The 26297-nt window shown below is 33.2% G+C and carries 31 protein-coding genes; 23 read left to right on the top strand and 8 right to left on the bottom strand.

Annotated features, from left to right (window positions below; genetic code table 11):
* Nucleotides 1–388 precede the first annotated feature (388 nt).
* From DG435_RS25370 to DG435_RS01020, 13 genes are all read left to right on the top strand, one after another.
* Entirely contained in the window at nt 389–553 is a 165-nt protein-coding gene (locus DG435_RS25370) for a hypothetical protein (protein ID WP_159025763.1), read from the top strand.
* 287 nt (nt 554–840) lie between these two features.
* Nucleotides 841–2580 (top strand): sensor histidine kinase, encoded by a 1740-nt coding sequence (locus DG435_RS01075; protein ID WP_159025762.1) that lies wholly within the window; start codon nt 841–843, stop codon nt 2578–2580.
* Nucleotides 2581–2591: 11 nt separating this feature from the next.
* Nucleotides 2592–3260, top strand: coding sequence for a response regulator transcription factor (locus DG435_RS01070; protein WP_106794714.1), 669 nt, complete (start codon nt 2592–2594; stop codon nt 3258–3260).
* 106 nt (nt 3261–3366) lie between these two features.
* Complete coding sequence (locus DG435_RS01065; RefSeq protein ID WP_106794726.1) at nt 3367–3549, top strand: YegP family protein; 183 nt, start codon at nt 3367–3369, stop codon at nt 3547–3549.
* 165 nt (nt 3550–3714) lie between these two features.
* A complete protein-coding gene (locus DG435_RS01060; RefSeq protein ID WP_106793058.1) occupies nt 3715–3939 on the top strand; it encodes a TM2 domain-containing protein in 225 nt (74 codons plus the stop codon).
* 31 nt (nt 3940–3970) lie between these two features.
* Nucleotides 3971–4579 carry a PH domain-containing protein gene (locus DG435_RS01055; protein ID WP_106793057.1) on the top strand — a complete coding sequence of 203 codons (609 nt, stop codon included), beginning with the start codon at nt 3971–3973 and terminating at the stop codon, nt 4577–4579.
* Between the two features lie 46 nt (nt 4580–4625).
* Nucleotides 4626–4994, top strand: coding sequence for a hypothetical protein (locus DG435_RS01050; RefSeq protein WP_106793056.1), 369 nt, complete (start codon nt 4626–4628; stop codon nt 4992–4994).
* Nucleotides 4995–5012: 18 nt separating this feature from the next.
* Nucleotides 5013–5549 (top strand): hypothetical protein, encoded by a 537-nt coding sequence (locus DG435_RS01045; protein WP_106793055.1) that lies wholly within the window; start codon nt 5013–5015, stop codon nt 5547–5549.
* 2 nt (nt 5550–5551) lie between these two features.
* Nucleotides 5552–6628: a type I restriction endonuclease gene (locus tag DG435_RS01040; protein WP_106793054.1), complete on the top strand. Its 1077-nt coding sequence runs from the start codon at nt 5552–5554 to the stop codon at nt 6626–6628.
* A complete protein-coding gene (locus DG435_RS01035) occupies nt 6625–7017 on the top strand; it encodes a hypothetical protein (protein ID WP_106793053.1) in 393 nt (130 codons plus the stop codon). The genes DG435_RS01040 and DG435_RS01035 overlap by 4 nt, the downstream gene beginning before the upstream one ends.
* Nucleotides 7018–7055: 38 nt before the next feature.
* Nucleotides 7056–7559, top strand: a complete 504-nt coding sequence (locus DG435_RS01030; protein WP_106793052.1) for a thermonuclease family protein — start codon at nt 7056–7058, stop codon at nt 7557–7559.
* A gap of 29 nt (nt 7560–7588) precedes the next feature.
* Nucleotides 7589–7879, top strand: a complete 291-nt coding sequence (locus DG435_RS01025; RefSeq protein WP_106793051.1) for a hypothetical protein — start codon at nt 7589–7591, stop codon at nt 7877–7879.
* Nucleotides 7880–8140: 261 nt separating this feature from the next.
* Nucleotides 8141–9436, top strand: coding sequence for a hypothetical protein (locus DG435_RS01020; RefSeq protein ID WP_106793050.1), 1296 nt, complete (start codon nt 8141–8143; stop codon nt 9434–9436).
* A 277-nt stretch (nt 9437–9713) separates the two neighbouring features.
* Here DG435_RS01020 and DG435_RS01015 read toward each other — a convergent pair whose 3' ends face one another.
* Nucleotides 9714–9893 (bottom strand): hypothetical protein, encoded by a 180-nt coding sequence (locus DG435_RS01015; protein WP_106793049.1) that lies wholly within the window; start codon nt 9891–9893, stop codon nt 9714–9716.
* A gap of 279 nt (nt 9894–10172) precedes the next feature.
* On the opposite strand from DG435_RS01015, the gene DG435_RS01010 reads away from it, so the two are divergent.
* Nucleotides 10173–10853: a sterol desaturase family protein gene (locus tag DG435_RS01010; protein WP_108840540.1), complete on the top strand. Its 681-nt coding sequence runs from the start codon at nt 10173–10175 to the stop codon at nt 10851–10853.
* Between the two features lie 29 nt (nt 10854–10882).
* On the opposite strand, the gene DG435_RS01005 is transcribed toward DG435_RS01010, so the two are convergent.
* On the bottom strand, nt 10883–11332 hold the full coding sequence (locus DG435_RS01005) for a hypothetical protein (protein ID WP_106793047.1): 450 nt from the start codon (nt 11330–11332) through the stop codon (nt 10883–10885).
* A gap of 973 nt (nt 11333–12305) precedes the next feature.
* On the opposite strand from DG435_RS01005, the gene DG435_RS01000 reads away from it, so the two are divergent.
* On the top strand, nt 12306–12812 hold the full coding sequence (locus tag DG435_RS01000; RefSeq protein ID WP_106793046.1) for a hypothetical protein: 507 nt from the start codon (nt 12306–12308) through the stop codon (nt 12810–12812).
* Nucleotides 12813–12903: 91 nt separating this feature from the next.
* On the opposite strand, the gene DG435_RS00995 is transcribed toward DG435_RS01000, so the two are convergent.
* Together DG435_RS00995 and DG435_RS00990 are read right to left on the bottom strand one after the other, a co-directional pair.
* Nucleotides 12904–13575 (bottom strand): DUF2293 domain-containing protein, encoded by a 672-nt coding sequence (locus tag DG435_RS00995; protein WP_106793045.1) that lies wholly within the window; start codon nt 13573–13575, stop codon nt 12904–12906.
* A gap of 89 nt (nt 13576–13664) precedes the next feature.
* A complete protein-coding gene (locus tag DG435_RS00990; RefSeq protein ID WP_106793044.1) occupies nt 13665–13904 on the bottom strand; it encodes a DNA-binding protein in 240 nt (79 codons plus the stop codon).
* A gap of 407 nt (nt 13905–14311) precedes the next feature.
* On the opposite strand from DG435_RS00990, the gene DG435_RS00985 reads away from it, so the two are divergent.
* The 5 genes from DG435_RS00985 (at nt 14312) to DG435_RS00965 (ending at nt 18962) form a co-directional block, all read left to right on the top strand.
* On the top strand, nt 14312–14755 hold the full coding sequence (locus DG435_RS00985; protein ID WP_106793043.1) for a GNAT family N-acetyltransferase: 444 nt from the start codon (nt 14312–14314) through the stop codon (nt 14753–14755).
* A 64-nt stretch (nt 14756–14819) separates the two neighbouring features.
* Nucleotides 14820–16646 (top strand): serine hydrolase, encoded by a 1827-nt coding sequence (locus DG435_RS00980; protein ID WP_106793042.1) that lies wholly within the window; start codon nt 14820–14822, stop codon nt 16644–16646.
* Between the two features lie 136 nt (nt 16647–16782).
* The gene (locus tag DG435_RS00975) at nt 16783–17781 is read left to right on the top strand and encodes an NAD(P)-dependent alcohol dehydrogenase (protein ID WP_234387114.1); all 999 of its coding nucleotides are present in this window, start codon (nt 16783–16785) and stop codon (nt 17779–17781) included.
* A gap of 18 nt (nt 17782–17799) precedes the next feature.
* Nucleotides 17800–18309, top strand: a complete 510-nt coding sequence (locus tag DG435_RS00970) for a DinB family protein (RefSeq protein WP_106793041.1) — start codon at nt 17800–17802, stop codon at nt 18307–18309.
* A 17-nt stretch (nt 18310–18326) separates the two neighbouring features.
* Nucleotides 18327–18962 (top strand): hypothetical protein, encoded by a 636-nt coding sequence (locus DG435_RS00965; RefSeq protein WP_106793040.1) that lies wholly within the window; start codon nt 18327–18329, stop codon nt 18960–18962.
* A 336-nt stretch (nt 18963–19298) separates the two neighbouring features.
* Here the strand turns inward: DG435_RS00965 and DG435_RS00960 are convergent, their stop codons facing one another.
* Genes DG435_RS00960 through DG435_RS00950 form a run of 3 tightly spaced genes read right to left on the bottom strand, consistent with a single transcriptional unit; the run spans nt 19299 to nt 21151 of the window.
* Entirely contained in the window at nt 19299–19649 is a 351-nt protein-coding gene (locus DG435_RS00960; RefSeq protein ID WP_159025612.1) for a hypothetical protein, read from the bottom strand.
* 22 nt (nt 19650–19671) lie between these two features.
* Nucleotides 19672–20268: a 2OG-Fe(II) oxygenase gene (locus tag DG435_RS00955; protein ID WP_106793038.1), complete on the bottom strand. Its 597-nt coding sequence runs from the start codon at nt 20266–20268 to the stop codon at nt 19672–19674.
* Nucleotides 20249–21151 carry a GlcNAc-transferase family protein gene (locus DG435_RS00950; protein ID WP_106793037.1) on the bottom strand — a complete coding sequence of 301 codons (903 nt, stop codon included), beginning with the start codon at nt 21149–21151 and terminating at the stop codon, nt 20249–20251. The genes DG435_RS00955 and DG435_RS00950 overlap by 20 nt, the downstream gene beginning before the upstream one ends.
* Before the next feature lie 331 nt (nt 21152–21482).
* On the opposite strand from DG435_RS00950, the gene DG435_RS00945 reads away from it, so the two are divergent.
* The 3 genes from DG435_RS00945 (at nt 21483) to DG435_RS00935 (ending at nt 25812) form a co-directional block, all read left to right on the top strand.
* Entirely contained in the window at nt 21483–22043 is a 561-nt protein-coding gene (locus tag DG435_RS00945) for a Crp/Fnr family transcriptional regulator (protein ID WP_106793036.1), read from the top strand.
* Between the two features lie 93 nt (nt 22044–22136).
* Nucleotides 22137–23279 (top strand): AraC family transcriptional regulator, encoded by a 1143-nt coding sequence (locus DG435_RS00940; protein WP_106793035.1) that lies wholly within the window; start codon nt 22137–22139, stop codon nt 23277–23279.
* Between the two features lie 148 nt (nt 23280–23427).
* Nucleotides 23428–25812, top strand: a complete 2385-nt coding sequence (locus tag DG435_RS00935) for a TonB-dependent receptor domain-containing protein (protein WP_106793034.1) — start codon at nt 23428–23430, stop codon at nt 25810–25812.
* Here the strand turns inward: DG435_RS00935 and DG435_RS00930 are convergent.
* Nucleotides 25809–26261, bottom strand: a complete 453-nt coding sequence (locus DG435_RS00930; protein WP_159025611.1) for an Lrp/AsnC family transcriptional regulator — start codon at nt 26259–26261, stop codon at nt 25809–25811. The genes DG435_RS00935 and DG435_RS00930 overlap by 4 nt on opposite strands.
* Nucleotides 26262–26297: the final 36 nt, after the last annotated feature.

Below are 26297 nucleotides of genomic sequence, written 5' to 3'. Positions count from 1 at the left end.
GGAAATTTCATGGAAATCTTATTGTGGAAAAACACATCTAAAGGTTGATTATCACTCATTTCCACTAAAATTCTATCAGACTTCCCTTCTATTTCCACCCAATACTGGGGTTTTTATTGAAAATTGCGGTATCGAATTGGTAATGATCCTTTTATGTACAAATCAGGATCAATGTACAAAACTAATTCGAAACCGGAAATATAAGATAGGATCTGTGCATTGATCCAGGAAGTACAATTCACTTTTTCTGTCGGCCTATTTCCATCCTACTTCCTAAAACTAAGAAGAGGCCTCTTCTGAATTTAAATGAGTTGCTGGTTGGCAAATAATCCTCCGGGTTCAAACCCCGGACAGCAACCGCTATGTCAAATTTTAAAATTCAGAAATTATGCGTAAAGCAATTTTAATATTAGGAATCGTGTTGTTTAATATGTCTTTATTTTCATGTACCACTTCAGATATCGCCGACGAAATCGGTATTGAAGAATTAGCTACCGAAGGGGAAGATGGAAATCTTGAAGAAGAGAGTACTGAAGAAAGTGAAGGTAATTAATCTCAATAAAAGGGCTTTGCAGCTATGCGAAGCCCTATTTTTTTATTAATTTGGTTGAATACAAATTCATCTAGCCATTGAGACCAATTTTATACTTATCTATATTTATCATATCTATCATTGGGTGCAATAAATCTAAAAATACTCATCAATTAAATACCCCCACTAACGATTCTATTACAAAGTTTCTAAAACTTAGTAAGGATACATGTCTTGAACGACCCAAACGACTATTTTATATTAATAAAGCCTATTTAGAATGTTCAAAAAATGATATAGATTCTTCAATGCTACGTATCCTATCATACAAAGCGTTTTTGCATAAACTAAACAAAGAACCCGACAGTGCGATAATATATTCAAAAGAAATGCTTTTGCTTGCGCAACAAGTCAAAGATTCTAATCAAATAGGAAGGGCTTATTTTAAAATAGCTGAATCTTACCGGAACAAAAGCGTTAACGATAGTGCGTATTACTACTTAAACCAATCAAAGAACACTTTTCTTGCTATAAACGATAGTATTGCAGTTGGTAAGAAATTAAATACGATGGGTAGAATCCTTATAGATGATGATAATTATTATTTGGGAGAAACAACTTTAATTGAGGCCTTGAAATACTTAAAACCATTAAAAGATAATGCATCAATGACTAATGTATATTTCAACCTTTCTATTGGTTCTAAAAAACAGCTCAATTACAATGATGCTCTTCGACAAATTAACATAGCCATAAATTTAAATAAATCTCAAGAGAAAAAAGTAATTCTGCTAAATAGTAAATTATTGATTTTGAGAGGAAATAATGAATATGAAAAAGTAATCAAATCATATGATAGTTTATTAAAAAAAGAATCCGTATCTAAAAATAAAAAAAAATATGCTCGAGTAATAGACAACTTAGCCTATACTCAATGGCTTTCTAATACTTCTTTAGATGTAGAATATAAATTGATAGAAGCTTTGAATATTCGTAAATCACTTGATGATGATGTCTCAGGATTAATTGCGAGCACTTCTCATTTAATGAAATATTATGCTAAAAAAAATAAAGAAAAAGCGATTGAATATGCTAATCAATTATACAAATTAACAGTTGAACAAAACAACATAGAAGACCGGTTAGATGCATTAAATTATTTAAGAAGATTAGTTTCGAGTGAAAGATCTAAAAATCAATATATGGATTTATACATTACTATTAAGGATAGTATAACCAGAGCTAGAGATCTTGCCAGAAATAAGTATGCAGCTATGCAATATGATTTTAGCGAAAAAGAAAAAAGAATACAAAAACAAGATATACTAATTGCCCAAAATAAATTAAAGTCTTCTCAAGATGCTAATCAAAAATTAGCCCTTGTAATACTAGTACTAGTAGTATCCAGTATAGGAATTTTTATTAATCGATATCGTAAGCACCAGGCCAAAATAGCTCTTATTAAAGAACGCCACACCACCGAAAAAAGAATCTCTAAAAAATTACATGACGAAGTAGGAAATGATATCTTTTACCTCGCTACGCAATTACAACAAGATCCCGATTTTACGACCGATCCCGATAAGCTAAAAATATTGAAAGGATTTGATAGTGTATACCATAAAGTGAGAGATATTTCGAGAGACCATACCGTTGAAACCGGAGAAGAATATGGTGATGAGGTATTATCCTTATTAAACTCTTATGGCAGTCAAACCACAAAGGTGATTACCAATACCTTAGATGCTGATTTCTGGTCTTCTGTATCTGCATATAAAAAGGGAGAGCTATATTGGGTACTTAAAGAATTACTCACCAATATGAAGAAGCATAGTAAAGCTAGTTTTGTGTCTGTACAATTTCTGAAAGAAAAACAACATCTCGTCGTTACCTATGTGGATAATGGTATAGGTATTAACGATAAACACTTTATTTCTAAAAACGGACTTCGTAATGTGGAAAACCGCATGAAAGACATCAAAGGAACTATTACTTTTGAATCTGAACCTAAGCAAGGTTTTAAAGCAAAAATTGTTTTTACCTCTTAATCAATCAAGGTATGTTTACAAAAATTATTATTGCCGAGGATATCGATAATGAAAACCTGGGAATTGTTTCTTCAGTCAACGCATTTACCAATGCACAAGTAGATACGGCTCAGTTTTGTGATAAAACAAAACTCAAGATCGAAAGGGCACTACAAGAAGATTCTCCCTACCAACTCCTGATTAGTGACCTTTCTTTTACTTTGGATTATAAAGAACATAACATCACATCGGGGAAACAACTTATTGAAGAAGTCAAAAAAATACAACCTGATATTAAAATCATTGTTTTTTCGGGTGAAGATAAACCAGCTATTATGAAATCCCTTTTCGAAAACTACAAAATTAATGGGTATGTCTGTAAAGGATTATATGGGTTATCTGAGTTAAATAAGGCTATACAAGCAGTATATAATCATAAGACATTCACTTGTCCGGTTTCTAAAAGTGCCTTACATCAAAAGAATATTTTACAACTGGATGCTTACGAAATACAACTGCTAACCTTACTAGTACAAGGATATAAACAAGAAGAAATTAGTCAATATCTGACACAAAACAATATTTCACCAAATAGCAGGCGTTCTGTAGAAGATCGCATACGTAAATTGAGAGAAGATTTTAATGCTAAAACTAATGTACAATTAATCTATATGGTAAATCAATTAGGGTTGATTTCATAAACTAATCCTATAAAAGCATATATTTTTATCCCTTGTGGTTTTCCACTAGGGATTATTTTTGGGTCAAAGTAAGTTTGCTGTAGTATTAATTTATAAACTTCTAAAAATGGCAGATCCAAAATTTAAAATTCGTAAAAGTAGTAATAGGGAGTACTATTTTAATTTATACGCAGGTAATGGTCAGGTAATAGCTACTGGCGAAACCTATACATCTAAGCAAAGTTGTAAAGATGGGATAGAATCTGTAAAGACCAATGCTCCTATTGCAGATATTGAAGATTTAACATAACGTAAATGTTGGGGTGACAAACTTTATTATATGTAGCCCTCATAGGTTTTAAAAACCTGTGAGGGCTTTTCTTTTCTAATAAGTTAGGCTCTGTGGAAAACCACAAGGGATTGGTTTTCAGGGTGACTAAGTTTGATAAATTATTAATCTTAAAATTTAGAAATTATGAATCAATCTTATCTTCAATCTAAAATAAAATCATATGGTACCGCATACTTATGTTGGTTCTTCCTAGGCTGTCATTATGCATATCTTGGTAAATGGGGATATCAAATTCTTTATTGGATTACTCTAGGTGGTCTAGGAATATGGATGCTTATAGATTTATTTCATATCCCAACAAAAATTAATAATTACAATCTAAAATTGACAAGTCAATTTCCTAGATAGATAAACTAAGTCTAACAATAATTCTTAAAAAATGGAAACCATCAAAAAATATCTTAACGAAAATCAAAATTCAAAAGCCGTTGAAAAAGTATTTAGCAGAGTCAAAGAACTTCTAACTTCAGAAGAAACTATAGAATATATTGCTGTTCAAAAGAAGCCGATTATTACTTTATCTCCTGGTAGTATTGCTTTAACAAACAGAAGAATCATTTTTTGTCGCCCTAAAAACTTCGGTTTTTCAATGAACTTTCAAGATTATTTATGGAAGGAAGTTGCCGATTGTCACATAAAAGAAGGCATTATGGGCGCGACATTCACCATTCGTCTTACAAATAGAGGATTAAATAGAATTGATTATATCCCAAAAGCTCAAGCAAGAAAACTTTATAGATATGGACAAGAAAGAGAAGAAGAAATGTCTGAGTATAGAAGGCAACGAGAATTAGAAAATACTCGTGCGGCCGCAGGAGGTGGAATTGTTGTGAATAATACAACAGATCAAAATACCAAGACTTCAAATAAAGACAGTCAAGAAAACCCCTTAGAAAGTTTAAAAAAACTAAAAGATTTATTGGAAAATAATTTAATAAATCAGGAAGAATTTGACCTAAAGAAATCCGAAATCCTCACTAAAATATAATCATCATAAATATGGTAAAATTAATAAATAGTTAAAACATACTACCATGAAAAAAATCTTTCTTAAAGCTATTTTACTTTCATTTCTTAGTTCTACTCCAAATATTCAAGCTCAAGAAATAAGTTGCTCCGAACTAATAGATTTCATTAAAACCAAAGGGTATTACACTGGAAAGATAGATAGTTACATTTTAGATTCTTCCTGGCTATATAAGGTAACAACGTATACTTACAATTACAAAACGTTTATAATTGCCATGATTAAGAGAAATGAATATACCTCTTCAATAGATACTTATATTTTTTGTGGGGTACCATCTTCAAATTGGAATAATTTTAAACATGGTGGGTACAATGATTCTTATGGAAAACGATTTCATAAATACATCATGGAATATAAATGCAATTGTTATTAATATCTAAAAACCAAAATAATGAAAAATCATATTCTGATTATATTATTATTAGTATCAAATCTCATAATATCTCAAAATCAAGAGGTAAAATCTAAACAAAGTAATGCTGAAATCTTTTCCAACAAATCAGGATCTCTAATTGAAAAACAGTCTAAAGAAGTAGGGAAAGTTGGTAAAACAGAAATTAAGATAGTCAAATTGACGGATATGATTTCTGGAGAGTCTATCAGTTCTTTAAGGTTAGAACGTAGATTTATTGATAAATATACTTCTGACACCAAAATAGCTTCTTTAGATACTGATGAAATTAGTGCCTTAATTAAATCAATAGAAATAATAAGAGACCAAGTTTTTAATTTTCCGCCAGAAAATTATACAGAAATATCATTTAGAAGCAGAAGTGGGTTTGAAGCGGGATGTTATTGGAATAAAAATATATGGAAGCCATATATCCAATTCAAAAAGAATGATCGCAAGTCTTTGTTAAGACTAAACAAACCAGAATTCTTGAATTTATTGACATTAATTAAACAAGCAAAAAAAGAACTTAACTAACCATGGAACTAAACAACCAACTTAAAGTCCTTGCTGATAAGATCGAGCAATTAAAAGATAAAATAGAAAACGAAGAATCTACCAAACATGCTTTTGTATTACCCTTTATCAATCTGTTAGGATATGATAGCTTTAATCCTACAGAAGTGGTACCCGAGTTTACAGCAGATCTGGGTTTAAAAAAAGGAGAGAAAGTAGATTATGCAATCTTTCAAAATGATCATCCGGTTATGATTATCGAATGCAAAAATTGGAGAGAAGACCTTAATGTACATAACTCTCAATTAGCACGATATTTTCATGTTACTCAAACGCGATTTGCATTATTAACTAATGGTATTGAATATCGGTTTTATACGGATCTCGATGAAACCAATATCATGGATGAAAAACCATTCCTCGAATTTGATATCACACACCTTAAAGAAAATACCATTAGTGAGATTGCTAAGTTTCATAAATCCAATTTTGATATTGATAAAATTGTTGACAATGCCAGTTCTTTAAAATATACTAAAGAGATCAAAAAACTTATAAATATAGAATTACAAGAGTCAACTTCTGATTTTGTAAAACTATTCGCTAATCGTGTGTATTCTGGTAGACTCACAGAACGCGTAATGGAAGAATTTACAGAATTAGTACAAAAAGCTTTTAACCAAACAATCAGTGAACGAGTAAGTGACCGTCTCAACTCTGCGCTTAGCCAAGAAGTAGAAAAGCAACAAGAAGAAGGATTAGAACATGAGGAAGAAGTTAGCAAAATAATAACCACAGAAGAAGAACTAGAAGGGTATCGAATTGTAAAAGCTATTCTTCGTCGAAAAATATCAATAGATCGAATCGTACATAGAGATACACAATCCTATTTCGGAATTCTATTGGATGATAATAACAGAAAACCTATTTGTAGACTCCATTTGGATGGTAACAAAAAGTATATCAGTCTTTTTGGTCAAAACAAGGATATTCAAAGAGAGCAGATACATGCCGTAGATGACATCTATAATTTTGAAGAACAATTACTACAAGCTATAGATCATTATGAACAGGAAATCATTAAAACACCTATACCATGAAAAGGCTAACAATTATAGTTTTACTACTGTTCATCTCCTATCAATGTCACTCTCAAAGTGTAGAAGCCTCACTATACTTAAGAGAAGAGCTGATTAAACAACGAGATGATTTATTACAACAAGTACGCGAAATACAAGCACGAATAGATGCAATAGATCTAAAATTGGGTAATTCTAAAACATCAAATACAGAAAAGAAATACATTACAAAATCGGTTAACTATAATACACAGACGAATTACTCAAACGCTATAAAGAATACTACCACCAGGAAGAAACAATATCGCCCAAAAACAACAAGAACCTATTACCGTGGACCAAGAGGGGGATGTTACTATATCAATTCTAATGGTAATAAAACATATGTAGCCAGAAGTATGTGTAATTAACTAAACACCAAATATTTAATTCAATAAAAATAAAGTTAATGAAACTAAATTACTTTAAATATCTATGTACTTTAGCACTATACTTATCATTTGCTTCTGTAGAAAAACTACCTCATGAATTCTTTGCCAAAGTCATTGGGGTAAAAGATGGGGATACCATAGAAGTATTATATAAAAAAGAACCCATCATCATTAGGTTAGCACATATTGATTGTCCTGAGAAAAAACAACCTTTTGGTCAAAAAGCAAAGCAATTTGTTTCGGATTTCTGCTTTGATAAAGAAGTAAAGGTCATTACGAAAGGGAAATTTGATCGGTATAGAAGGCTTATTGCTGTAATACAGTATAAAAACAAAATACTCAATAAACAGCTGGTTGCAAATGGATATGCCCTACATTTTAAAAAATACTCCAAAGACACTACCTACAATATACTAGAAAAAGAGGCTCGTTTCTATAAAAAAGGAATGTGGTCTCAAAAAGAACTCATAGAACCCTGGCTTTTCCGTAAGAGAAAAGTCTCAAAAAAAGCACACCAATAATTTATATATGAATATTCAACTACACCACCATGAAAACAATACTATTCATCACAGCAATGCTTCTCTCCTGCTCTATATACAGTCAGGAAGAAAAAGAAAATGAAGAGAAAAATCAAGAAAATACTAGAGAAACCCCACAAATGGTATATATCTGTAATAGCATGAGTAGTAAACGCTATCATTATAAAAAAGATTGCGCAGGGTTAAAAAATTGCAAAGATTCTATTGTAAAAGTTTCTATTAGAAAAGCCAAAAACTTCGAAAGAACTGTATGTGGTTTTGAAACACACAGAGAGAGTTCTTCTGGCAGGGATAATTGAATTAATGGTACTTTAGTAATTGAATCAAATATAAGGTTGAAGGAGTTTTAATTCTTGACTCTTCATTAAGTTACATACTATACTCGTTACGGAAATCCCCAATTTCGTAACTGGTAAATGTATTTAATTTACACTTGGTAGGGTGTCAATCACATGCCTCCTAAAATATCCCCCAAAATCTTATAACAATATACCCTGCATTGGGTATTTCATTTAATATCATCTAATAGCTATTTTTGAATACACTAAAAAACGAACAGAATGAATCGTACCATTACACTAGTATTTCTTTTATTAATCATCATTACTACTATTAATGCTCAAACTACAGCAGAAATAGATAAATTTAAAACAGATGTTAAACAATTTTATGAAGATGATACTTATGATCCAGAAAAATTCATGCATTATAAAGCATTAAATATTATTTTTAATCAAGAGATCAATAAACTATTAACAGAGGCCTCTGATTTATCAACCAGATCGGCTTTTGCTACTTTAGAGGAAGAAGATAATAGATTAACCTTAGGTTATTCTATAAGTCCAGATAATACTACTACCAGTGGTACAGATTATGTAAACACCATCTGGAGTATGGGTATACAGGCAGATATCGAAGATAATTTTTCTAGCCTCGCAGTAGATAATGACATACAAAATAACATTGGGGTATTTGTTAAATTCACTAAGCTTTTTAAAGGAAACATATGGTATAAGGATGCCTCTAAAATCCAAAATTTTAGAGATCAATACTTATTAGATGAAGCATTACAGTATAAATACAAAAAGTATTATGAGTCTAGTGAAGAAAGAGCTTTAGCCTTGCAAAAAAAGCAATCTCTTGATAATACTATTGATATAGAAGATGAAAAAAATAAAGTGTATATCAATACCGTAAAAAAGGCATATGAAGAAACCTTGAAAGATGAAGCTGAAACTATTAAAACCGGAAATTATATTACTGGATATAGAAAATCCTGGACATCATTTCGTGTGTATATGCCGGTTAGTCTTACAGAATATGAAGTTTATAAAGAGGAATCTTCTACAAAAGCGGAAACCAAAAAATACTACCCTGTAGCATGGGAAGGCTCTTTAAGTGGTTATTTTAAATCCTTAACCAAAGGTACTCTACAGTTAACAGGAGAATATAAAGGTTTTATGAATAACTCTATAGCAGCTAATATTCTTAAAGAAAGAACATTTACCACCATACCCGACAATACTCCTACTACACCAGTAGAACTAAGTACTCAAAACAAATTTATTGGTGATTACGATTCTTTTATCACGCATAACTTTAAAGGTGATTTGGTTTATTTTTTTCCTAATCAGTTTTTTGGATTAAGTGCCTCTTTTGATTATTCTCTTGGCGAGTATGAGGCATCAACCTGGAAATTAGGAATTCCGTTCTATTTTAAAGGAAAAAATAATGAAGCAGCAGTAAGTGTAGAATTACAGTGGAGAGAAATACACGAAAAAACATTGGGAGGCGAAAGCACTCATGCATTAGGTTTCAGCATAGGAATTCCTTTTGGTAATTATGTAAATCAATAGTTTGTTACAATCATCAAAAGCATAACAAAAAACACTCCCGATAGTTGCGTCCAACTATCGGGAGTGTCTTCCTCTTTATAGGATGTGTAGAGGATGTATTTCAAAATTGTACCCTTCGCCACTTCAGCAAGCCTGCCCTGAGTATATCGAAGGGCTCAGTGTGGTAGCTCACCCTTCGACTACGCTCGGGGTCCGCGGAGTTCGTTGCTTTATTCGTTTCGAGGACTGAGCGAAGTCGAAGCCCGGTATTCTGTAGTAATCAGAGTTCGGTTGATTACTAATGCTTAAAAGAAGTAAGATGAAGCTTGAACTCTTTCAAAGTATCTTGAGTGATCATATAATCCTGTCCCATCAAATTAATTTTGCACTCACCTCCTATTTCACAAATAGCCGAAATATGACTGGGGTTGATATAATGAATAGTTCCCTGGTTATCTTTGATTTCCATAAATTCCATAATCGATATTGTTTTTGTTTATATTCCTGATTTTTGATAAAAATACAATACACCCACTTACGAAATAATGATTCCTGTCATTTTTTGATAATAAAATTGTCTGGTTGTTTATACTGAGCTCTCACCTTTCGACACTTCGACTACGCTCAGTGATCGCTATTTTCGTTTTTGTTTAATTCAGGGAAGCATTATCCTCTTCCGAGGACTGAGCGAAGCCGAAGTCTGGATATTAATATAAAAAAATCCATTAGATTTGTACATTAGCTACAATCGATACTATTGCAAACGTTAGATCATCTTTATAAACTGTATAATCCCTTCTATTTTTGGGGGCTACTACTTATCGCTAATATAGCGATGTTCTTATGTACTATACTGATTAGTTTTCTTTGGTCTTCTTTTTATAGCCATCAAAAGTTACCCATCGAAAAGAAAGATGTTACGTTATCTATTGTGATTATGGTAATTAATGTACTCGTTGCAATTCCCGGGTACTTACTTTTTATCAACTCCAACATTACATTTACCGATACTAATCTTATACGGGATTTTATACTACTCTTTGTGGTTGTTGATTTTGTAATGTACGTATTTCATTATGCCTCTCACTACGTTTGGCCATTTACATTAGCACATGAAAAACATCATGAGCACTATAGTTTTAATGAGATTAGCCTCTATGTGATGCATCCTCTGGAAGCTATTCTTTTTGGTTGTATCCTAACCCTACTTCCGTTCTTATTGCCACTTAATTTTTATAGTTTTATTTTCTTTCTATTCTTTAATTGGTTGATCGGAGTACTATCACATCTAAATACATCTTCGAATAAACGAGTTTTACTGTTTGGTAATAATGTTTTTCATAGAAACCATCATGAGTATTCAAAATACAATTTTGGGTTTTATACTGTGATCTGGGATAGGATTTTTGGTACGTATTATAATGCAGAACGTGACTAAATGCTCAATAAGAAAAGAAAAAAATATACTTATGCGCTTTGCTCATTTTCAGAATCTACCTCTATTTTTTGAGTTAGTTCTTTTGCCCATGTAATGGCATCTCCAAGATTATCAAAGCTCTGGAAACTGTTTCGCATAAAGAGTTTTTCTATCAAAGAATTAAAAATCCCCCTGGAGGTATAACTTACCACGGCATATCCTCTTAGGTTGTAGCCGTTCCTAAAAAACTTAACCCAATCACTCGGTTTTACAGAATACAAGTTCACGCGGTTGGATATATATACAATATCTTCACCGTTATTATCATACAGATGGGTAAATTCTTCAGTAATTGGTTTGGCATGATCATCCCAGGTAAATAATACTCCTTCATTAATCTCTGCTACAACAAAAGTATCAAACAGGTAATAATTACCACTAGGGTAATTAAATTCATGTATTGCATCTTTGTAGAAAGGAGAATCCTTTATATATCCCATACTATGTGTATATATTTTAAGCCCCCTAAAACGTTACATTATATAAGTTGTTGTGCTAGTTGTATATTTAGATACCTTTTTTGATAAAATCCTTATCATTCTATGCTAAGGGAGGGCTCAACAACCTTACTCTGCTAAGCATTTCGAAGTACATATTCCTTCCAATTATTGAAATAACATACCCGAGGTAATTCTTTTTATAGTATTCCCTAAATATACAACAGCCATAATATAATAATTAATCTGTAATCTGAAAAACAACCGGCATATTTACTCCTTATTTATATTCATTATAATCATTTGTATCGTCTAATATAAATCTAAATCCAACTTTTTCTGTATAAACACTCGTTGTGCATTTTAAACTAGTACTATAAAAAAAGCGTCAATTCGAGTGGTTTTTCATAGTGACCTCTCGACTGCGCTCGAGATGACATAAAGAAAAATTGCACTTCGGCAAGCTCAGCAGGACTATCGAGAATAGCTTTTTTGATCCCAAATCCTTGTCATCCTGAGCGTGTCGAAGGGCTCGATACACTTCTTCCTATGGTCGAAGCTCTCGAATTGACAGATTTCAGTTAAAAGATTATTTAAATGCACAACAGGTGTATAAACATAACTTTATATGGTGCTACCGTAGATGATCGAGTGTTTAATTTAAAGAACTTATCGAGGTTCTGTCTCAAAATAGTTCATTCCATAATCCAGCAATTAATATGCTTCGACAATAGAGAGATTGTGCCGCTCTTTGCATAAACTCTAGGTGTCAAGTAAATTATGATGTATAGCCAATAGTATAAACATTTTCCTCAAAATACAGTACGTTATTTACTTGTTAATTTATCATTATAAATAGGTGAAATTTCCCCAGAAAACGAATTGGTTTCTTTACATATTCTTAAAATACAAACCGAATATTATCAGGCAGATAATTAGTTATTTAGTAGAAGTATTAACCAATAAATAATATAAAATGAAATTACACTCAAAAATCTTATCAAGTCTATTAGTATTCCTAGTATTATTTACCTCTTGTGAAACGAATACAGAACAACCAGAAATTGTTAAGACTAATCCATATTTGGAATTAGTAGGTACTGTAGAACATCGCCAGGCTACAGCAGAGGAATTAAGTAAACTTGTTCCTGCCCAAGCTAAGGCTAATTGTACACTTCACGGAGATGAAGGATGTAGCGATGATGCGTCATCTGAGTTCGAGCGTTTTGTAAAAGAATGTACTACGTATCCTCGTGTATGGCCACCAACAGGAGCTGTTTCTACACACTACAAAAGTATGATCTATTATGTTGACGGTGATGGAGATATCAATTTAGATCACTATCAAGATGATCTACAGGCACACGTAAATCAATTAACTAGTTCTGCCGGAGCTGCTTTTATTAGTGCCAACATCGTATTTTGGACATGTAATGAAAGAGAAAGTAATTCTTGCGTAATAGCGTACTCAGTATACCGATAGAGAATTCACAGTATTGATAGTAAAGAAGCAGACTTCTATGTGAAGTCTGTTTTTTTTATTTGACCCTATGAGCATGCCTCTTTTTTGAACACTACTTTTTCCAGTGTTTTAATACCTGATTGATATCTGATCGTACTTCTTTTCGGATTTCTTTTTTACGTTTCCCTTTACCAAATTGATCGTCATAATTAGTTTCGGCATGTCGTATATGAGCTTCTACTGCAAGATCAATCATTTTATCATCAAACTCCTTAGCATTTGCTGTACGTCCTACTCTGCCACTGTATTTCTCACAAGCGTGTTTTGCTATATCAAACTCTCGTTTTACAGGACAATTAGGATATCGTCTTCTAATAGCGATGGCGAAATTAATAATATATTCTTTGTCTTGTTGTTCTCTTACTATAGCTGCTTTTCTATTTTTTTCTGCACGGATACCTTGATCTTTCTCACATTCTATTTTTGCTTTCTCTATTGCGATTTCTTCCACCAACTGCCCTTGTCGCTCATAGCGTTTACGGCGTTGATTCCATGCCCATACTACTCCACACAAGGTAGAATGTTTCTTAGATCTACGGGTCATTGCGGCATCGCCAGGCGGTAACAATACATACCCACCAAACGGAGAACAGCTAAAACAGGTTCCTTTGTGTTTTTCGCTTTCTGCTACAAATGATTTCCCAACAAGAATGCGTTTACCACATTGTATACATCGAAGTTTTTCTTTCTTCGTTAAAAATATATTCTGAGAGGTTGTAGCCAAATATCAATTGTTTTAAAAGAAGGCGAAAATACATTTTTTTAGTATTCAATTTATCCTAAAACATCACGTATATTGACACATACTCTTTTTCATCTTCTTCTATAAAACCCAAAAGTAAATCCAACTACTTCTGTATATACATAACTTTGAATAGTTGCACCATACTCGATCGGTGCATTTAATTGTTTCATAAGGTTAATCATTCGATAGAGTTTGGTTCTTGATATTCCTAATCTTTGCGCAAATTTTTCTGGTGATCCAGTAGCCTGTAAACGAATAAGTTGATCCATTCGTTCTATGATTTTGATATGTTTGATGATACAATCCATATACAATTCTCTTTGTGTGTTATTACTAATAACAACCCTTTCCCCTTCTGTAACAGTGGGATTGTTATACTGAACTATGTTATGTGATATAATTACGTACTTATCTCCTATATAAGTACAGTATTGAGAAAAGATATCGATGAATTGTACTACTGTAGAGTGTTGAGTTTTTCATAATCCGAGTTTAAGTTATACTTAAAAATATCACATAGGCTATGTTAATAAAATCACAAATGAGTAAACGCCCCTTCTTGATGAGGGAACTTGTTTTTGTTACCTGCATTTATAATTGTTATAGAATGCATAGTTAGAGATGCTCTCAATGTTAAGTTTTTGATTTGCAAGACAAAAAAGAGGTATCTGTACTCAAAAAAAGAGTACATTGGTATAAACACATATTGTCAATCATGTTAGAACATATAGCACTAAAATTAGCTACCGAAGCCGACCTCTCTGCTATGGAGCAGGTAGGAGATGCCTTGTTTGATCACCCCATAAAAACAAACCGGGCCAAAGAATTTCTAAAAGATCCCAGACATCATATGGTACTAGCCTATGATGGTATTCAAATTGTCGCAATGGCCTCGGGATTTCATTATGTTCATCCCGATAAAGATCCAGTATTCTTTATAGATGAAGTCTCTGTACTCGACGAATACCATAATAAAGGTATTGGACGTAAAATCACCAGGTATTTATGTGATTATGCAATACAATTAGATTGTAAAGAAGCCTGGCTTGCAACAGAACATTCTAATACTGCGGCAAGAAAAGCCTATGCCGCAGCCGGAGGGATAGAAGACAAAGATCCTATTGTTCTTATTAATTTTGACCTAAAAAATGATGACTAATACTATCCTTTATTATATTTACTAACTTTAACCGAATCAAATACAATCATCAATCAAACTTATCATGAAAAAACTCGTATTCCTCTTCCCTGTTCTTTCTTTTTTTATTTCTTGTTCTACTACTCCAGAAACAGTCGTAGCGCCTGATCATGTAAAGTTGGTAGAAACCAACCTTAGTCATCCCGTATATATCAAGGGGGATTCGACATGGACTATAGAAGAACGTATGAAACATTACGGGGTTCCGGGAGTAAGCATTGCAGTTATTAAAGATTATAAGATCGATTGGATAAAGAGCTATGGTATTATGGATAAGGAAACTAAATCTCCTGTTACCGATCAAACACTTTTTCAGGCAGGTTCTATTAGTAAGCCTGTAGCAGCATACGGAGCATTAACGCTTGTAGAACAAGGTAAAATTGATCTCGATAAAGATGTAAATACCTATTTACAATCCTGGAAATTACCAGATAGTGAATTCACTAAAGAAAAGAAAGTTGCGCTCAGGCACCTTCTTAACCATTCTGGAGGATTAACCGTACATGGCTTTTTAGGGTACAGCCCTGACCTACCTGTACCCACACTGGTACAAGTATTAAATGGGGAATCTCCAGCTAATTCTGGAGCTATCTTTGTAGATAAAATCCCGGAAAAGAGTTTTCGTTATTCTGGAGGAGGATATACAGTGATGCAACAAATGATGATCGATGTTGCTCAAAAACCATTTCCACAACTTATGAGTGAGTTGGTATTGCAGCCTTTACAAATGAGTAATAGTACATATGATCAACCTTTACAAAGTGAGCAATTAAAAATGGCCGCAACCGGTTATTTGCCAGATGGTTCTATGACCAAAGGGAAACGACATACTTATCCAGAAATGGCCGCAGCAGGATTATGGACTACTGCAGAGGATCTGGGTAAATTTGCTGTTAATATACAGCAGACATTAAAAGGAGAAAGTAAAGCTGCATTATCCCAGGATATGACTACCAAAATGCTAACTCCGTTTGTAGAAGATTTTAGTGGATTAGGCATCTTTATAAATAAAATGGAAGACGAAATCTACTTTGGCCACGGAGGCTGGGACGAAGGATTTTCAAGTGAAATGATAGCGCATAAAGATAAAGGGTACGGAGTAGTTGTATTAACCAACTCTAATCATCCAGATTTTATTTCAGAATTGATTCGATCGGTAGCACTTTCCTATTCGTGGGATGATTTTGTACCAACATATGAAAAAATGGAAATGAATGCTGCTCAACTTAAGGAAATTAGTGGTCGCTATCGTTTAAAAAATGATAACCTCATCCAGATATACCATACTAATAATCAGTTATTCAGAAAAGATATGGGCGCGGAACCAGTAGCTTTATTTAAGGTATCTGATAGTATCTATATTAGTAGAGAAAACAATCAACCTATTCAATTTACAACAGATGCAGAAAGTGGACAATTGAATATGCTACTTATACATCCTATGAAAAAAACAGTTGAATCTACTCTGGTATTGATGAAAGAAGACGAAAAGATTCCTTTTGAGTTTCTTGAAGAAGGTAATTTTGAAGAAGGTCTGAAAGCATATCAGGAAGTGATGAAAACCAATGCGGATGATCCTGCTGTTTCAGAAAATAATCTAAACCGATTAGGATATCGTTTTATGGGTGCAGAAAACTTAAAATTGGCGCAAGATATATTTAAAGTCAATATGCTACTCTATCCCGAAAGCTCTAATGTATATGACAGTTATGCTGAAGCCTGTATGAAGATCGGAGATCTGGATCTGGCCATAGAAAATTACAAAAAATCGTATAGCCTTAATGAGAAAAATACGAATGCCTTAAACATGATCGAAAAAATAGAGCAGAAAAAACAAAACCAGACCGAATAAGAGTTTAGAGAATCACCTCATTATGATAGGAGAAACAGTTTGTTCTCGACATTAGACTGCCTCAAAAGTAGTATTGTAACAATACCCCGAGGTAATCGTCCTATACATACACACCAATCATAAATCATAAATACGCATGGGGTATAGTATAGAAAAGGATACTCAAATGAAAGCTCTGATGTATCACAAATACGGTTCATCTGATGTACTTACTCTTAAAGAAATCCCTGTACCTACCCCTAAGGAAAACGAAGTATTGGTCAAAATTCGTGCAACTGCTATCAACTCATCAGATTGGGAACTACTGAAGGGAAAACCTTTCTTTTCTCGTATATGGGGCCTTATAAAACCTAAATATCATATTCTTGGTTCTGATATTTCCGGACAGGTTATTGCTGTAGGAAATAAAGTCGCCCGGTTTGAGACCGGTAATGAAGTATTCGGAGATATATTTTTGCATTGGGGAGGTTTTGCAGAATATGTATGTGTAGATCAGGAGTTACTCTTACCCAAACCTGAAGATATAACATTTGAAGAAGCATCGGCTATACCACAAGCAGGTGTTGTCGCCCTGCAAGGACTTCGCTATAATGGAGAGATTAAACCCGGACAACAGGTTTTGATTAATGGTGCTGGCGGCGGTGCAGGTACATTTGCAATACAGATCGCCAAATCATTGGGTGCCGAAGTAACTGGTGTAGACAGCACCAGAAAACTAGACCTGATGAGATCAATCGGTGCAGATCATGTTATTGATTATACCAGAGAAGATTTTACTAAAAACAAACAGCAATACGACTTGATTTTTGATATTGTGGGACATCGCTCTGTTTTTGACTTTAAACGTATACTTAAACCTAAAGGAGCATATGTTATGGCAGGTGGTTCTATGCGTAGACTTTTGCAAGTTCTCTTTTGCGGTCCATTGATCTCCAAAATCACTAATAAGAAAATGGGACTCCTGATGCATAAACAGAATAAAGAAGATATCGGTCATATGCTGGCACTACGTGATGCCGGAAAAATAGTACCTGTTATTGATAGATGTTATCCATTATCCCAGGCTATTTCAGCATTTCAGTATTTTGGAGAAGGACTGGTTCTTGGAAAAATAATCATCACATCTGAAGCCTAAATTAAAAAGAATAAATCTATGAAACGAGAAAAATGGTTTGATCGAAAGTTTGACTTCTCTTTTGAAGAAAATATCTTCCCTTTACTACTCAAAAGACTGGAAGAAGCTCCCATTATCCTTAGGAACACTATAAACTCTGTCACAAAAGAACAGCTAACTCATAAAAAAAACGGAAAATGGTCGATCCAGGAAAACATTGGACACCTGATCGATTTAGAGCCCATCTGGCAAGGAAGACTTAATGATATTTTAACCGATAAAATAGAATTGAGACCAGCCGATCTGCAAAACCAAAAAACAGATTTTGCCCAGCACAATCTAAGAGACAGTAATGATTTACTTAAAGAATTCTTGGCTATTCGTACAATAACTGTAAACCAACTTCATCAACTTACCGAAAAGGAAATCTATAAACACGCATTGCACCCCAGGTTAAAAACACCAATGCGTACCATGGATTTGTTTCTTTTTGTTGCAGAACACGATGATCATCACATAGCTGCAATTGAAGAATTAAAGATGGGATAATATAAAAACAATGCATCATGAATAACATTAAGGAAAAACTATGGTTACAGGTTTTTATCATTTATACCCGATATATGATCGGTGGAGCATTTGTTTTTGCTAGTCTTATCAAAATCAAAGGGAAACGATTTACATCGGTAAGTGGAGCATCGGAACCTATTGATACGGCCTGGCATTTTTTTGAAACTATGTATCAATCTGGCCTATATTGGAAATTTATTGGCGTTGGCCAACTCATCGCGGGATGTCTACTAATGACACAAAAGTATGCTAAACTGGGAGCATTACTTAATCTACCTATAATCACGAATATATTTATAATTACTTTATCCTATTATTTTGCCTATACTCCTGTGATTACAGGATTAATACTATTGGCTAATATCCTCCTGATTTTATGGGATTGGAATGAGCTAAAGGTTATCATCAATCTCCCTCCTATATTTGATAAAAATAAAAGGTTTGAAAAAGATAAAATCTGGAAAATAACTGGAATTACCCTATTTCTATTCACTTTTATCTATAGAATACTAGTTGACGGTTACGATCCTTTCTTTTGGGCAGGAGTTTGCTTTCTGGTTGGTATAGTTGGATTAATCATAGGGCTAAAAAGAAAAAGAATGTATTACCCCAAAGAGAATACCTTGCAATAATACATTTCTAAAATGAATTGATCAAACCGGGCCTTCCTGAAGGTTTGTTTACTTATTTTGATGGTTATATAGGTTTAGAAAAGCTCGGTCTGATACTAATAACCTGATTAATATTTCAGGGGCATAAAAACTGTCAATTCGAGTGAATTTTACGATTAGAATGAGTAAAATTTGTATCGAGAATAGGTTTTTAGCATTGAAATGCTTGTTTTCGATACAAAATTCTTAACAGAATATCACTCAAACTGACACATTTCAGATTAATCGAACTCAGGTTAATACATAGCAAACCCGAATTATACATTAGAAAATCTACTGCACAATCCGGGTTAAAGATTACTTGAGTCGTTTTTTTATACTACTCATTTTCTTATTCAGTTTTAGAATTTCTTTCATAAGATGCACATTTTCAATACCTCTATATGAAGATGGTCCTGGCGGTGGTGGTGGATCAGGTACTCCTCCCGGTGGTAATCCTCCATCGGGCCCATAAAACTGAGGTTTAAACTTAACAAGGATATCAATTAGTAATTGTGGGTCTTTTTCAAGATCAATAATAGGTCCATGCTTTTTTATAACATCCTTTATAATTTTCTCCTGATTCTTTACAGAAACAATAAGGTTCTTATCTCGTATATGAGATAGTTTAGAGTCTTCGGCTTTTAAGTTTTTGATTTTTTTTGTCATATGCGTTTCAATTTTAGAGTTTTTATCGTATTTCTTTTTGTCTTTCCCAGGTAACCAATGTTGTTTTTTTACCATTAAGAATTGGTAGTCCTGCATGCAACATATTATAATTACAATTTCCGTCTGGCAGTAAATTATCCCAGACCAATAACCGTCCTTGTTTTGGTTTAACCTTGATATCTAAATTTTTGAAATGTGTAGCCCCTCCTTTTTTAGGCGTATTGAGGTATAACAAATAGGTTTTCTTTCGTTCTCCTGCATAATGCTCACTCCAGGCCCCACTATCGTAGTGATAATCAAACTTACCGTGTTTGGCATATTTTGTGGCTTGCCAGTGCTCTAGTTTATTTAGGTTCACATCAAATAATGATGTAATATCTTCCTCTATTTTCTTTACTACCTCTATAAGTGTATCTGTAAATAACACCTGATCTGCACTTTTACTAATCCGGGTATTGCTAAGATGACTCTTATGTACCCTTGGGTCTATTACCGTACTACGTTTCCAAAAAGAATATTCGAGTTCTTCTAATATTGTCGTACACATCGATGCCGGTACAAAATCATCAATACATACGATTTTATCCTTTTCTAATATTTCAGATATTGATTGCTTCATTTTCTATGGCATTATCATACAACTTAAGGTCGATATGTTTTTCGTATTCAATCACTTTTCTATCGGGCCCAAGTATAGTATTAGAAGTCATATTCGTTGTATAGATTATTTTCATTTTATTATAAGACATCTCTTCCTGTTTATACCATGAAGTATGATCATCCCAATGTGGTGTTCTTGTTTTTCTATCGTATAAATGCCATCCCAAAATAATATGAGGGTGAAACAAGTCATACCCATATGTATACGCTCTAAGGCTTGTTAAAACCTCATCTCCAAAAAAATAGATCTCTGGATCAAAATGAATTTCCTCATTAAAGAAACCATCAGCAAACAAAAAGTGTAATGAGATGAACTGTGCGGCAAGTGGTTTTTTAATTTTTTTCCAATGAGGAATAGGATAGCTTGTTAACTTCGTGAGAAGTCCCTTATCTCGCTCTAAAGGATAAATTTTAAGAGGATATTTCATTCTTCCATCGGGTTCATTTTCGGGATCATAAGAAGGGAGATATGCCGTAATAATTGGTTTTTTTATACCTTCTTCTTTTAAGGTTTTAAACATTTTTATGGTTTCCTCATCCCAGTCTTTTACAAACCTATGATGAGAATCCAAATACAAAGTATAGGCTTCATTTTTCCATTGTTTCTGGAGTAAATTACGTGCCCAGTTACAACCTTTACTGTCTTTATAGTGAATATCAAGAATTTCGACATTGCCATAGTCAAAAACTTCTTTTTTAAGCTGTTCCTTATTTCCATGTTGCCATGCAATTACGATTCTTAGTCTTTCGGGATGTTTAGCCTTTTTATTAAGGTCAATGACGGTATTAGACAGTTCCTTATCGCGATATGCAGGTATTTGTATGTATATCTTTTCGAGCATATTATTTTCTTTTCAGCTATATGTCTGCCTCCAAACGAGTCATTACAACTAAATTTTTATCAAGATACAATGGGTTCGTCTCTCAAAAAAGGGGGATTCACCTATTAATAGTCAGGGGTTTACCCTTTTTAGGTGTAATCCAATGTGATGTAACTTTAGAGAGATTAAGGTAGTGATATACTCTTCTTGAGATAAGGTATCTCGCGTTTTCAGGTCTGATCCAAAATCTATAATTGAATCAAAATATCTATATAATCATACTACTTCTTTAGTATATTGCACGTACATCATTTTTTAACTCAAAAAGACTGTTTGTTTAAGCATTTTTCAAATGATTAGGATCAATCAAGAATTATTAGATTTCTTTTCGCAACTATCAGAATCTTCTGCAAGCACTATGGTAAAAGAGAAGAAGTTTATTTCAAAAGAAAAAATTATTATTCAAGGAAAATATGTACCCTCTATATTCATTATAAAAAGTGGCGTAGTAAAATGTTATGTAAACGAAGATAATGGTAGAGACTTCATCCAGGAGTTTTTTAGCACTGGTGAAATCCTTGGAGAATTAGAAATCTTTAATGATGTTATTAGCTTTTGCAATGCAGAAACGATAACAGAGGTTACTGGATACCAGGTTGATGTCAAAGATTTTTATACGCTACTGGAAAATCACCCCGAACTTAATATATTGTTATTAAGAGCACTAGCCAATAAAGTACGAGATACTGCGATTAGAGCATCCCAACAACAATCATATCCTATTGCATATAACCTCAAAAAATTAATGAAATTTTCTTCTGATGAAGCCATGGCTTTTTCTAAACAAGATATAGCCGATTATTTAGGAATAACACTACGCAGTCTTAATAGAGCACTACATGAGATATCTTAATATAGTTAGTATATTTGATGAAATTATGAGAATCCCGTATGGTTCTCAAAACCTATATATCATCAAAGGTAAACGCAAGAATTAAATTATTAAATGGATAACTACGCTATTCTTAGCATTATAAGCCTGATGATTGTTTTTATATCATCACTTTTTGCCATCTTCTTACTAACTGTAAAAACCAAAAACAAAACCAGTAATCGACTTATTGCTGCTTTTCTTATTCTTGTGGCCATCGATATCAGCTCTTTTTTCTATCATCGGTTTATAGATATGCCACTAACGCTGGAAATGATACGTATGGATCTTCCATTTTTTTCAAGCCCGGTGCTTTATCTTTTTGTCTTATCGGTTATCTATACTGATTTTAAGCTGAAACCAAAACATCTGTTACATGGTCTTCCTTTTGTGATAAATACCTTGATAATAATTCCCAGATTTTATTTGGGAAGCTCGGAAGCCAAACTTTCTTTTATGAATAATTATTTGCTAACTCCAGAATCCATTTCCACTTTGATTATTGGTCATATTCAGGTTATAGCTTATATTATTGCCATTTTTGTTATCCTAAAAAGATCTAAGAAGGTAATGCTGGAAAACTACTCTAATGCAACAACAGCAAAACATAAATGGTTGTTTCAGCTAAACGTTATTTCTAGTTTTATCTATGTCGTTAGTACTTCTAAAACGATATTTAAGTTTTTTAATGATGATTTCCAAACCGTAAATATTGCCAGAATCATTGTTGTGTTTTTAGTCCTGTGTTTTATATGTTGGTTAATTTTAAAAGCATTATATGATCCGGGAATTTTTAGAGGAATTGATTCTAAATTACTTCCGGTAGAAAATATGATTACAAAGAATGAAACAGTAATCAATCTCCCAGACGATAAAGTGATTCAGGATCAAATACAACAATTAAAAACGTATATGATCGACAAAAAACCTTATCTGAATCCCACACTTACTATACAGAATTTGGCAGATGATCTACAACTACCCGTTAGAGAAGTATCGATTCTGATCAATCATCACCTGGATCAGCACTTTTTCGATTTTGTAAATGAATATCGTATACAACACGCAATGGATATTTTAAAAGATCCTACTAAAAAACAAGTAACTGTTCTCGAAATCTTGTATGAAGTAGGTTTTAATTCTAAATCTTCTTTCAACACTTCTTTTAAAAAATACGCTAACGCCACCCCTACTCAATACAGAAAAAACAACTCATAATCAGAGTCTTGCAAAAAGTCGAACGTTTGCTTGAAAAAAGTCGAACTCATTTTTGGTGATCAAAAGCGTTCGATTATTTTAATCGGTCGCACAGGTTGTATTCAAAAATGATATTTGCTTCATAATTAATCTTAAATATAAAATTGTGATGCGATCTATTTTTATTTCTTTATTGTTTTTATTTCCTTTCTTATGCTTTTCTCAACTAGAAATCAAAGGAAAAGTTATTAGTAAAACAGAAACCATAGCTTTTGCCAATGTTATTTTATCTACACCAGGATCTGATGGTGCAGTAATTACAGGTGCAATTACCGACGAAAACGGAAACTTCACCCTAATGGCAAAAGAAGGAACTTATACACTGGCAATACGTTTTATGGGATATACCGAATGGCAAAAGGATATCGTACTAGATAGCGTTGTAGATTTAGGTAATATTACCCTCGAGAGCAGTACTACCAGCCTTGATGAAGTGGTGATTACCAAAACCAAAAAAGTAATAGAACGTAAACCAGATCGTTTGGTGTTTAACGTAGAAAATAGTATTGCTGCCAGTGGCGGAGACGCATTAGATGCTCTTAAAATAGCTCCAGGGGTCACCGTCCAGAATAATACCTTGAGTATGATTGGTAGAGGTGCATCACGTGTAATGGTTGATGGACGATTATTACAGCTATCCGGAGAAGAACTAATAGACTTTTTAAATGCCATAGCAGCAAGTGATATTAAGAAAATAGAAATCATTACGAATCCACCAGCTAAATATGAAGCTGCAGGAAATGGTGGACTTATTAATATTGTTTATAAAAAAGGAGCACGAAATTCCTGGAAAAATACCACTACCCTGTCCTATAATCAGAATACATACCATTTTACTACACTACGTAACAACTTTTTTTATAACAAAAACAAATTACGATTTTCTGTAAGTGCTAATGGTACTCAAGGAAACAATAGAGAAATAGAAGAAGTAGATGTGTTTTATCCCAATGGTCCATGGATATTGGATATGGATAACAAAGCAAATAAAGATAATATATCAGGGCGTTTATCAATAGATTATGACATTACAGATAATATTATCATAGGAGCACAATACCTTGGGAATCAAAACACTCCGGATAATGCTGTACAATCCACTACTCAAATTTTTAATGCAACCAATCAACTGGATTCTATATTAGATAATACAGGTTTTTTTGACAGAAAGGTAAATAGCCACCTGTATAACCTACATATGATTACCACACTGGATACCCTTGATAGAAAAATCTCTTTTGATATTGATTATTTTGATTATGACAATAACCTAAAACAAGACAATGTAGTGAATACGTTCTTACCAAACGGTGAATTTGTTGGGATCAACTATGCAGCTATGAACTTATCGGATCAACGTATAGATAATTTTAGTGCAAAAATAGATGTCGAACACCCTTTTCCATCTGTTAATTTATCATATGGTGGTAAGCTTAGTTTTATCAAAACCATAAATGGTTTACAAAATTTTACTACAGAGACAGGTACTCCTATTTTTGATCCTATAGCTTCCAATCAATTTGAATACACAGAAAATATCCAGGCGTTATATGTTAATGCTTCTAAGAAGATCAATGAAAAATGGGAATTTCAACTGGGGTTACGCGTAGAAAACACATTTACCGAAGGGTTCTCAGAAACTCTAAACCAAACTAATACGAACGATTATTTCAAGTTTTTTCCGACAGCATATATATCATATCAAAAAAATGATAATAACGTATTTTCTCTTAATTACGGAAGACGTATTAACCGACCAGGTTTTAGGAATTTAAATCCATTCAGAATTTATGTCAATAGCAATAGTTTTTCTGAAGGGAATCCTTTTTTACAACCTTCGTTTACAGATAGTTTCGAATTTAATCATACCTACAATAATATATTAACCACCAATGCTTTCCTTAATGTAACCTCTGATGGTTTTGGTACTATTTTCACAGCAGATCAAGAAACCGAAGTACAAGCTGTGATACGAGAAAACTATTATAAAAGTTATAATTGGGGAGTTGGCGAAACATTCTCTTTTAATACGCTTCCTTGGTGGAAAAGCCAGAACCAGGTATATGTTCTTGGATACAAAACTGTCATTGATAATAAAATAAACGCTAATGCCGAAGATGGATTTCAGCTTTATTTTTCTACAAATAATACGTTTACATTAGGTAAAAACACCAAATTACAGGTTAACTTTTTATATAATTCACCACATAAAGCTAACTTGTTTGATATTAGTGAAACCTACAACCTAAATCTAGGAGTAAAACAAAGTATGTTTAAAGATAAACTACAGCTGTCAATATTATTGAATGACATATTAGATACATCAAGTTACAGTAGACTAGCCTCTGTAGTAAATGGTATAGAATCTGTATATGCTCAAAATTACAGCCCTCGATTTGCCAGAATATCACTATCCTATACATTTGGAAATAATAAAATAAAGAGTAAACAAAGAGGTTTTGGAAATGATGATGAAAGAAACAGAAGTAACTAATGGGTACATCTTCCTATCGTGCCATTTTTCATCAACTCATTCAAAATCAATAATGTTGTTGGATCTCCATGTTGTGCTAAACGATTGATAACTTCTTCAAGATGTTTACTGTCCTTTACATGAAACTTCATTATTAAACAGTCTTTTCCGGTGACTCTGGTGCATTCTACCATTTCAGGATACGCATCCGCATCCAGTGCATCGGTAAAAGACTGAAAATTTATTCTATTTACACTCATCATAATGAATGCAGAAAGAGACCATCCCAGTTTAGCGGGATTTACCTGCATTGTATATCCTGTGATCACTTCTGTATCTTCCATGCGTTGTACTCGTTCTGCCACAGCAGATGGAGAAAGCCCCACTACTCTACCTATGTGCGCAAATGGCAAGCGTGCATTTTCTTGTAATAGTTCTAAAATCTTCCAGTCTAAATCGTCTTTCACCATAATCATTGGTTTTTAGTTATAATTAAGATATATTCT

Origin of the sequence: Aquimarina sp. Aq78 (assembly GCF_900299525.1) — a bacterium.
In the GTDB taxonomy this organism is placed as follows: domain Bacteria; phylum Bacteroidota; class Bacteroidia; order Flavobacteriales; family Flavobacteriaceae; genus Aquimarina.
Note: the sequence above shows the minus strand (reverse complement) of the source record. Positions and strands in the feature narration are given on the sequence as shown.

Excerpts from the sequence above, each read along its gene's own strand:
- DG435_RS00985 (WP_106793043.1), top strand. The coding sequence starts at position 14,312 with ATGTTAGAACATATAGCACTAAAATTAGCTACCGAAGCCGACCTCTCT.
- DG435_RS00940 (WP_106793035.1), top strand. The coding sequence starts at position 22,137 with ATGGATAACTACGCTATTCTTAGCATTATAAGCCTGATGATTGTTTTT.
- DG435_RS01075 (WP_159025762.1), top strand. The coding sequence starts at position 841 with ATGCTACGTATCCTATCATACAAAGCGTTTTTGCATAAACTAAACAAA.
- DG435_RS01065 (WP_106794726.1), top strand. The coding sequence starts at position 3,367 with ATGGCAGATCCAAAATTTAAAATTCGTAAAAGTAGTAATAGGGAGTAC.
- DG435_RS25370 (WP_159025763.1), top strand. The coding sequence starts at position 389 with ATGCGTAAAGCAATTTTAATATTAGGAATCGTGTTGTTTAATATGTCT.
- DG435_RS00930 (WP_159025611.1), bottom strand. The coding sequence starts at position 26,261 with ATGGTGAAAGACGATTTAGACTGGAAGATTTTAGAACTATTACAAGAA.
- DG435_RS01005 (WP_106793047.1), bottom strand. The coding sequence starts at position 11,332 with ATGGGATATATAAAGGATTCTCCTTTCTACAAAGATGCAATACATGAA.
- DG435_RS01035 (WP_106793053.1), top strand. The coding sequence starts at position 6,625 with ATGAAAAGGCTAACAATTATAGTTTTACTACTGTTCATCTCCTATCAA.
- DG435_RS01045 (WP_106793055.1), top strand. The coding sequence starts at position 5,013 with ATGAAAAATCATATTCTGATTATATTATTATTAGTATCAAATCTCATA.
- DG435_RS01020 (WP_106793050.1), top strand. The coding sequence starts at position 8,141 with ATGAATCGTACCATTACACTAGTATTTCTTTTATTAATCATCATTACT.
- DG435_RS01025 (WP_106793051.1), top strand. The coding sequence starts at position 7,589 with ATGAAAACAATACTATTCATCACAGCAATGCTTCTCTCCTGCTCTATA.
- DG435_RS00975 (WP_234387114.1), top strand. The coding sequence starts at position 16,783 with ATGGGGTATAGTATAGAAAAGGATACTCAAATGAAAGCTCTGATGTAT.
- DG435_RS01015 (WP_106793049.1), bottom strand. The coding sequence starts at position 9,893 with ATGGAATTTATGGAAATCAAAGATAACCAGGGAACTATTCATTATATC.
- DG435_RS00955 (WP_106793038.1), bottom strand. The coding sequence starts at position 20,268 with ATGAAGCAATCAATATCTGAAATATTAGAAAAGGATAAAATCGTATGT.
- DG435_RS01070 (WP_106794714.1), top strand. The coding sequence starts at position 2,592 with ATGTTTACAAAAATTATTATTGCCGAGGATATCGATAATGAAAACCTG.
- DG435_RS00990 (WP_106793044.1), bottom strand. The coding sequence starts at position 13,904 with ATGGATTGTATCATCAAACATATCAAAATCATAGAACGAATGGATCAA.
- DG435_RS01030 (WP_106793052.1), top strand. The coding sequence starts at position 7,056 with ATGAAACTAAATTACTTTAAATATCTATGTACTTTAGCACTATACTTA.
- DG435_RS00960 (WP_159025612.1), bottom strand. The coding sequence starts at position 19,649 with ATGACAAAAAAAATCAAAAACTTAAAAGCCGAAGACTCTAAACTATCT.
- DG435_RS00935 (WP_106793034.1), top strand. The coding sequence starts at position 23,428 with ATGCGATCTATTTTTATTTCTTTATTGTTTTTATTTCCTTTCTTATGC.
- DG435_RS00980 (WP_106793042.1), top strand. The coding sequence starts at position 14,820 with ATGAAAAAACTCGTATTCCTCTTCCCTGTTCTTTCTTTTTTTATTTCT.
- DG435_RS01000 (WP_106793046.1), top strand. The coding sequence starts at position 12,306 with ATGAAATTACACTCAAAAATCTTATCAAGTCTATTAGTATTCCTAGTA.
- DG435_RS00945 (WP_106793036.1), top strand. The coding sequence starts at position 21,483 with ATGATTAGGATCAATCAAGAATTATTAGATTTCTTTTCGCAACTATCA.
- DG435_RS00965 (WP_106793040.1), top strand. The coding sequence starts at position 18,327 with ATGAATAACATTAAGGAAAAACTATGGTTACAGGTTTTTATCATTTAT.
- DG435_RS00950 (WP_106793037.1), bottom strand. The coding sequence starts at position 21,151 with ATGCTCGAAAAGATATACATACAAATACCTGCATATCGCGATAAGGAA.
- DG435_RS01050 (WP_106793056.1), top strand. The coding sequence starts at position 4,626 with ATGAAAAAAATCTTTCTTAAAGCTATTTTACTTTCATTTCTTAGTTCT.
- DG435_RS00970 (WP_106793041.1), top strand. The coding sequence starts at position 17,800 with ATGAAACGAGAAAAATGGTTTGATCGAAAGTTTGACTTCTCTTTTGAA.
- DG435_RS01055 (WP_106793057.1), top strand. The coding sequence starts at position 3,971 with ATGGAAACCATCAAAAAATATCTTAACGAAAATCAAAATTCAAAAGCC.
- DG435_RS01060 (WP_106793058.1), top strand. The coding sequence starts at position 3,715 with ATGAATCAATCTTATCTTCAATCTAAAATAAAATCATATGGTACCGCA.
- DG435_RS01040 (WP_106793054.1), top strand. The coding sequence starts at position 5,552 with ATGGAACTAAACAACCAACTTAAAGTCCTTGCTGATAAGATCGAGCAA.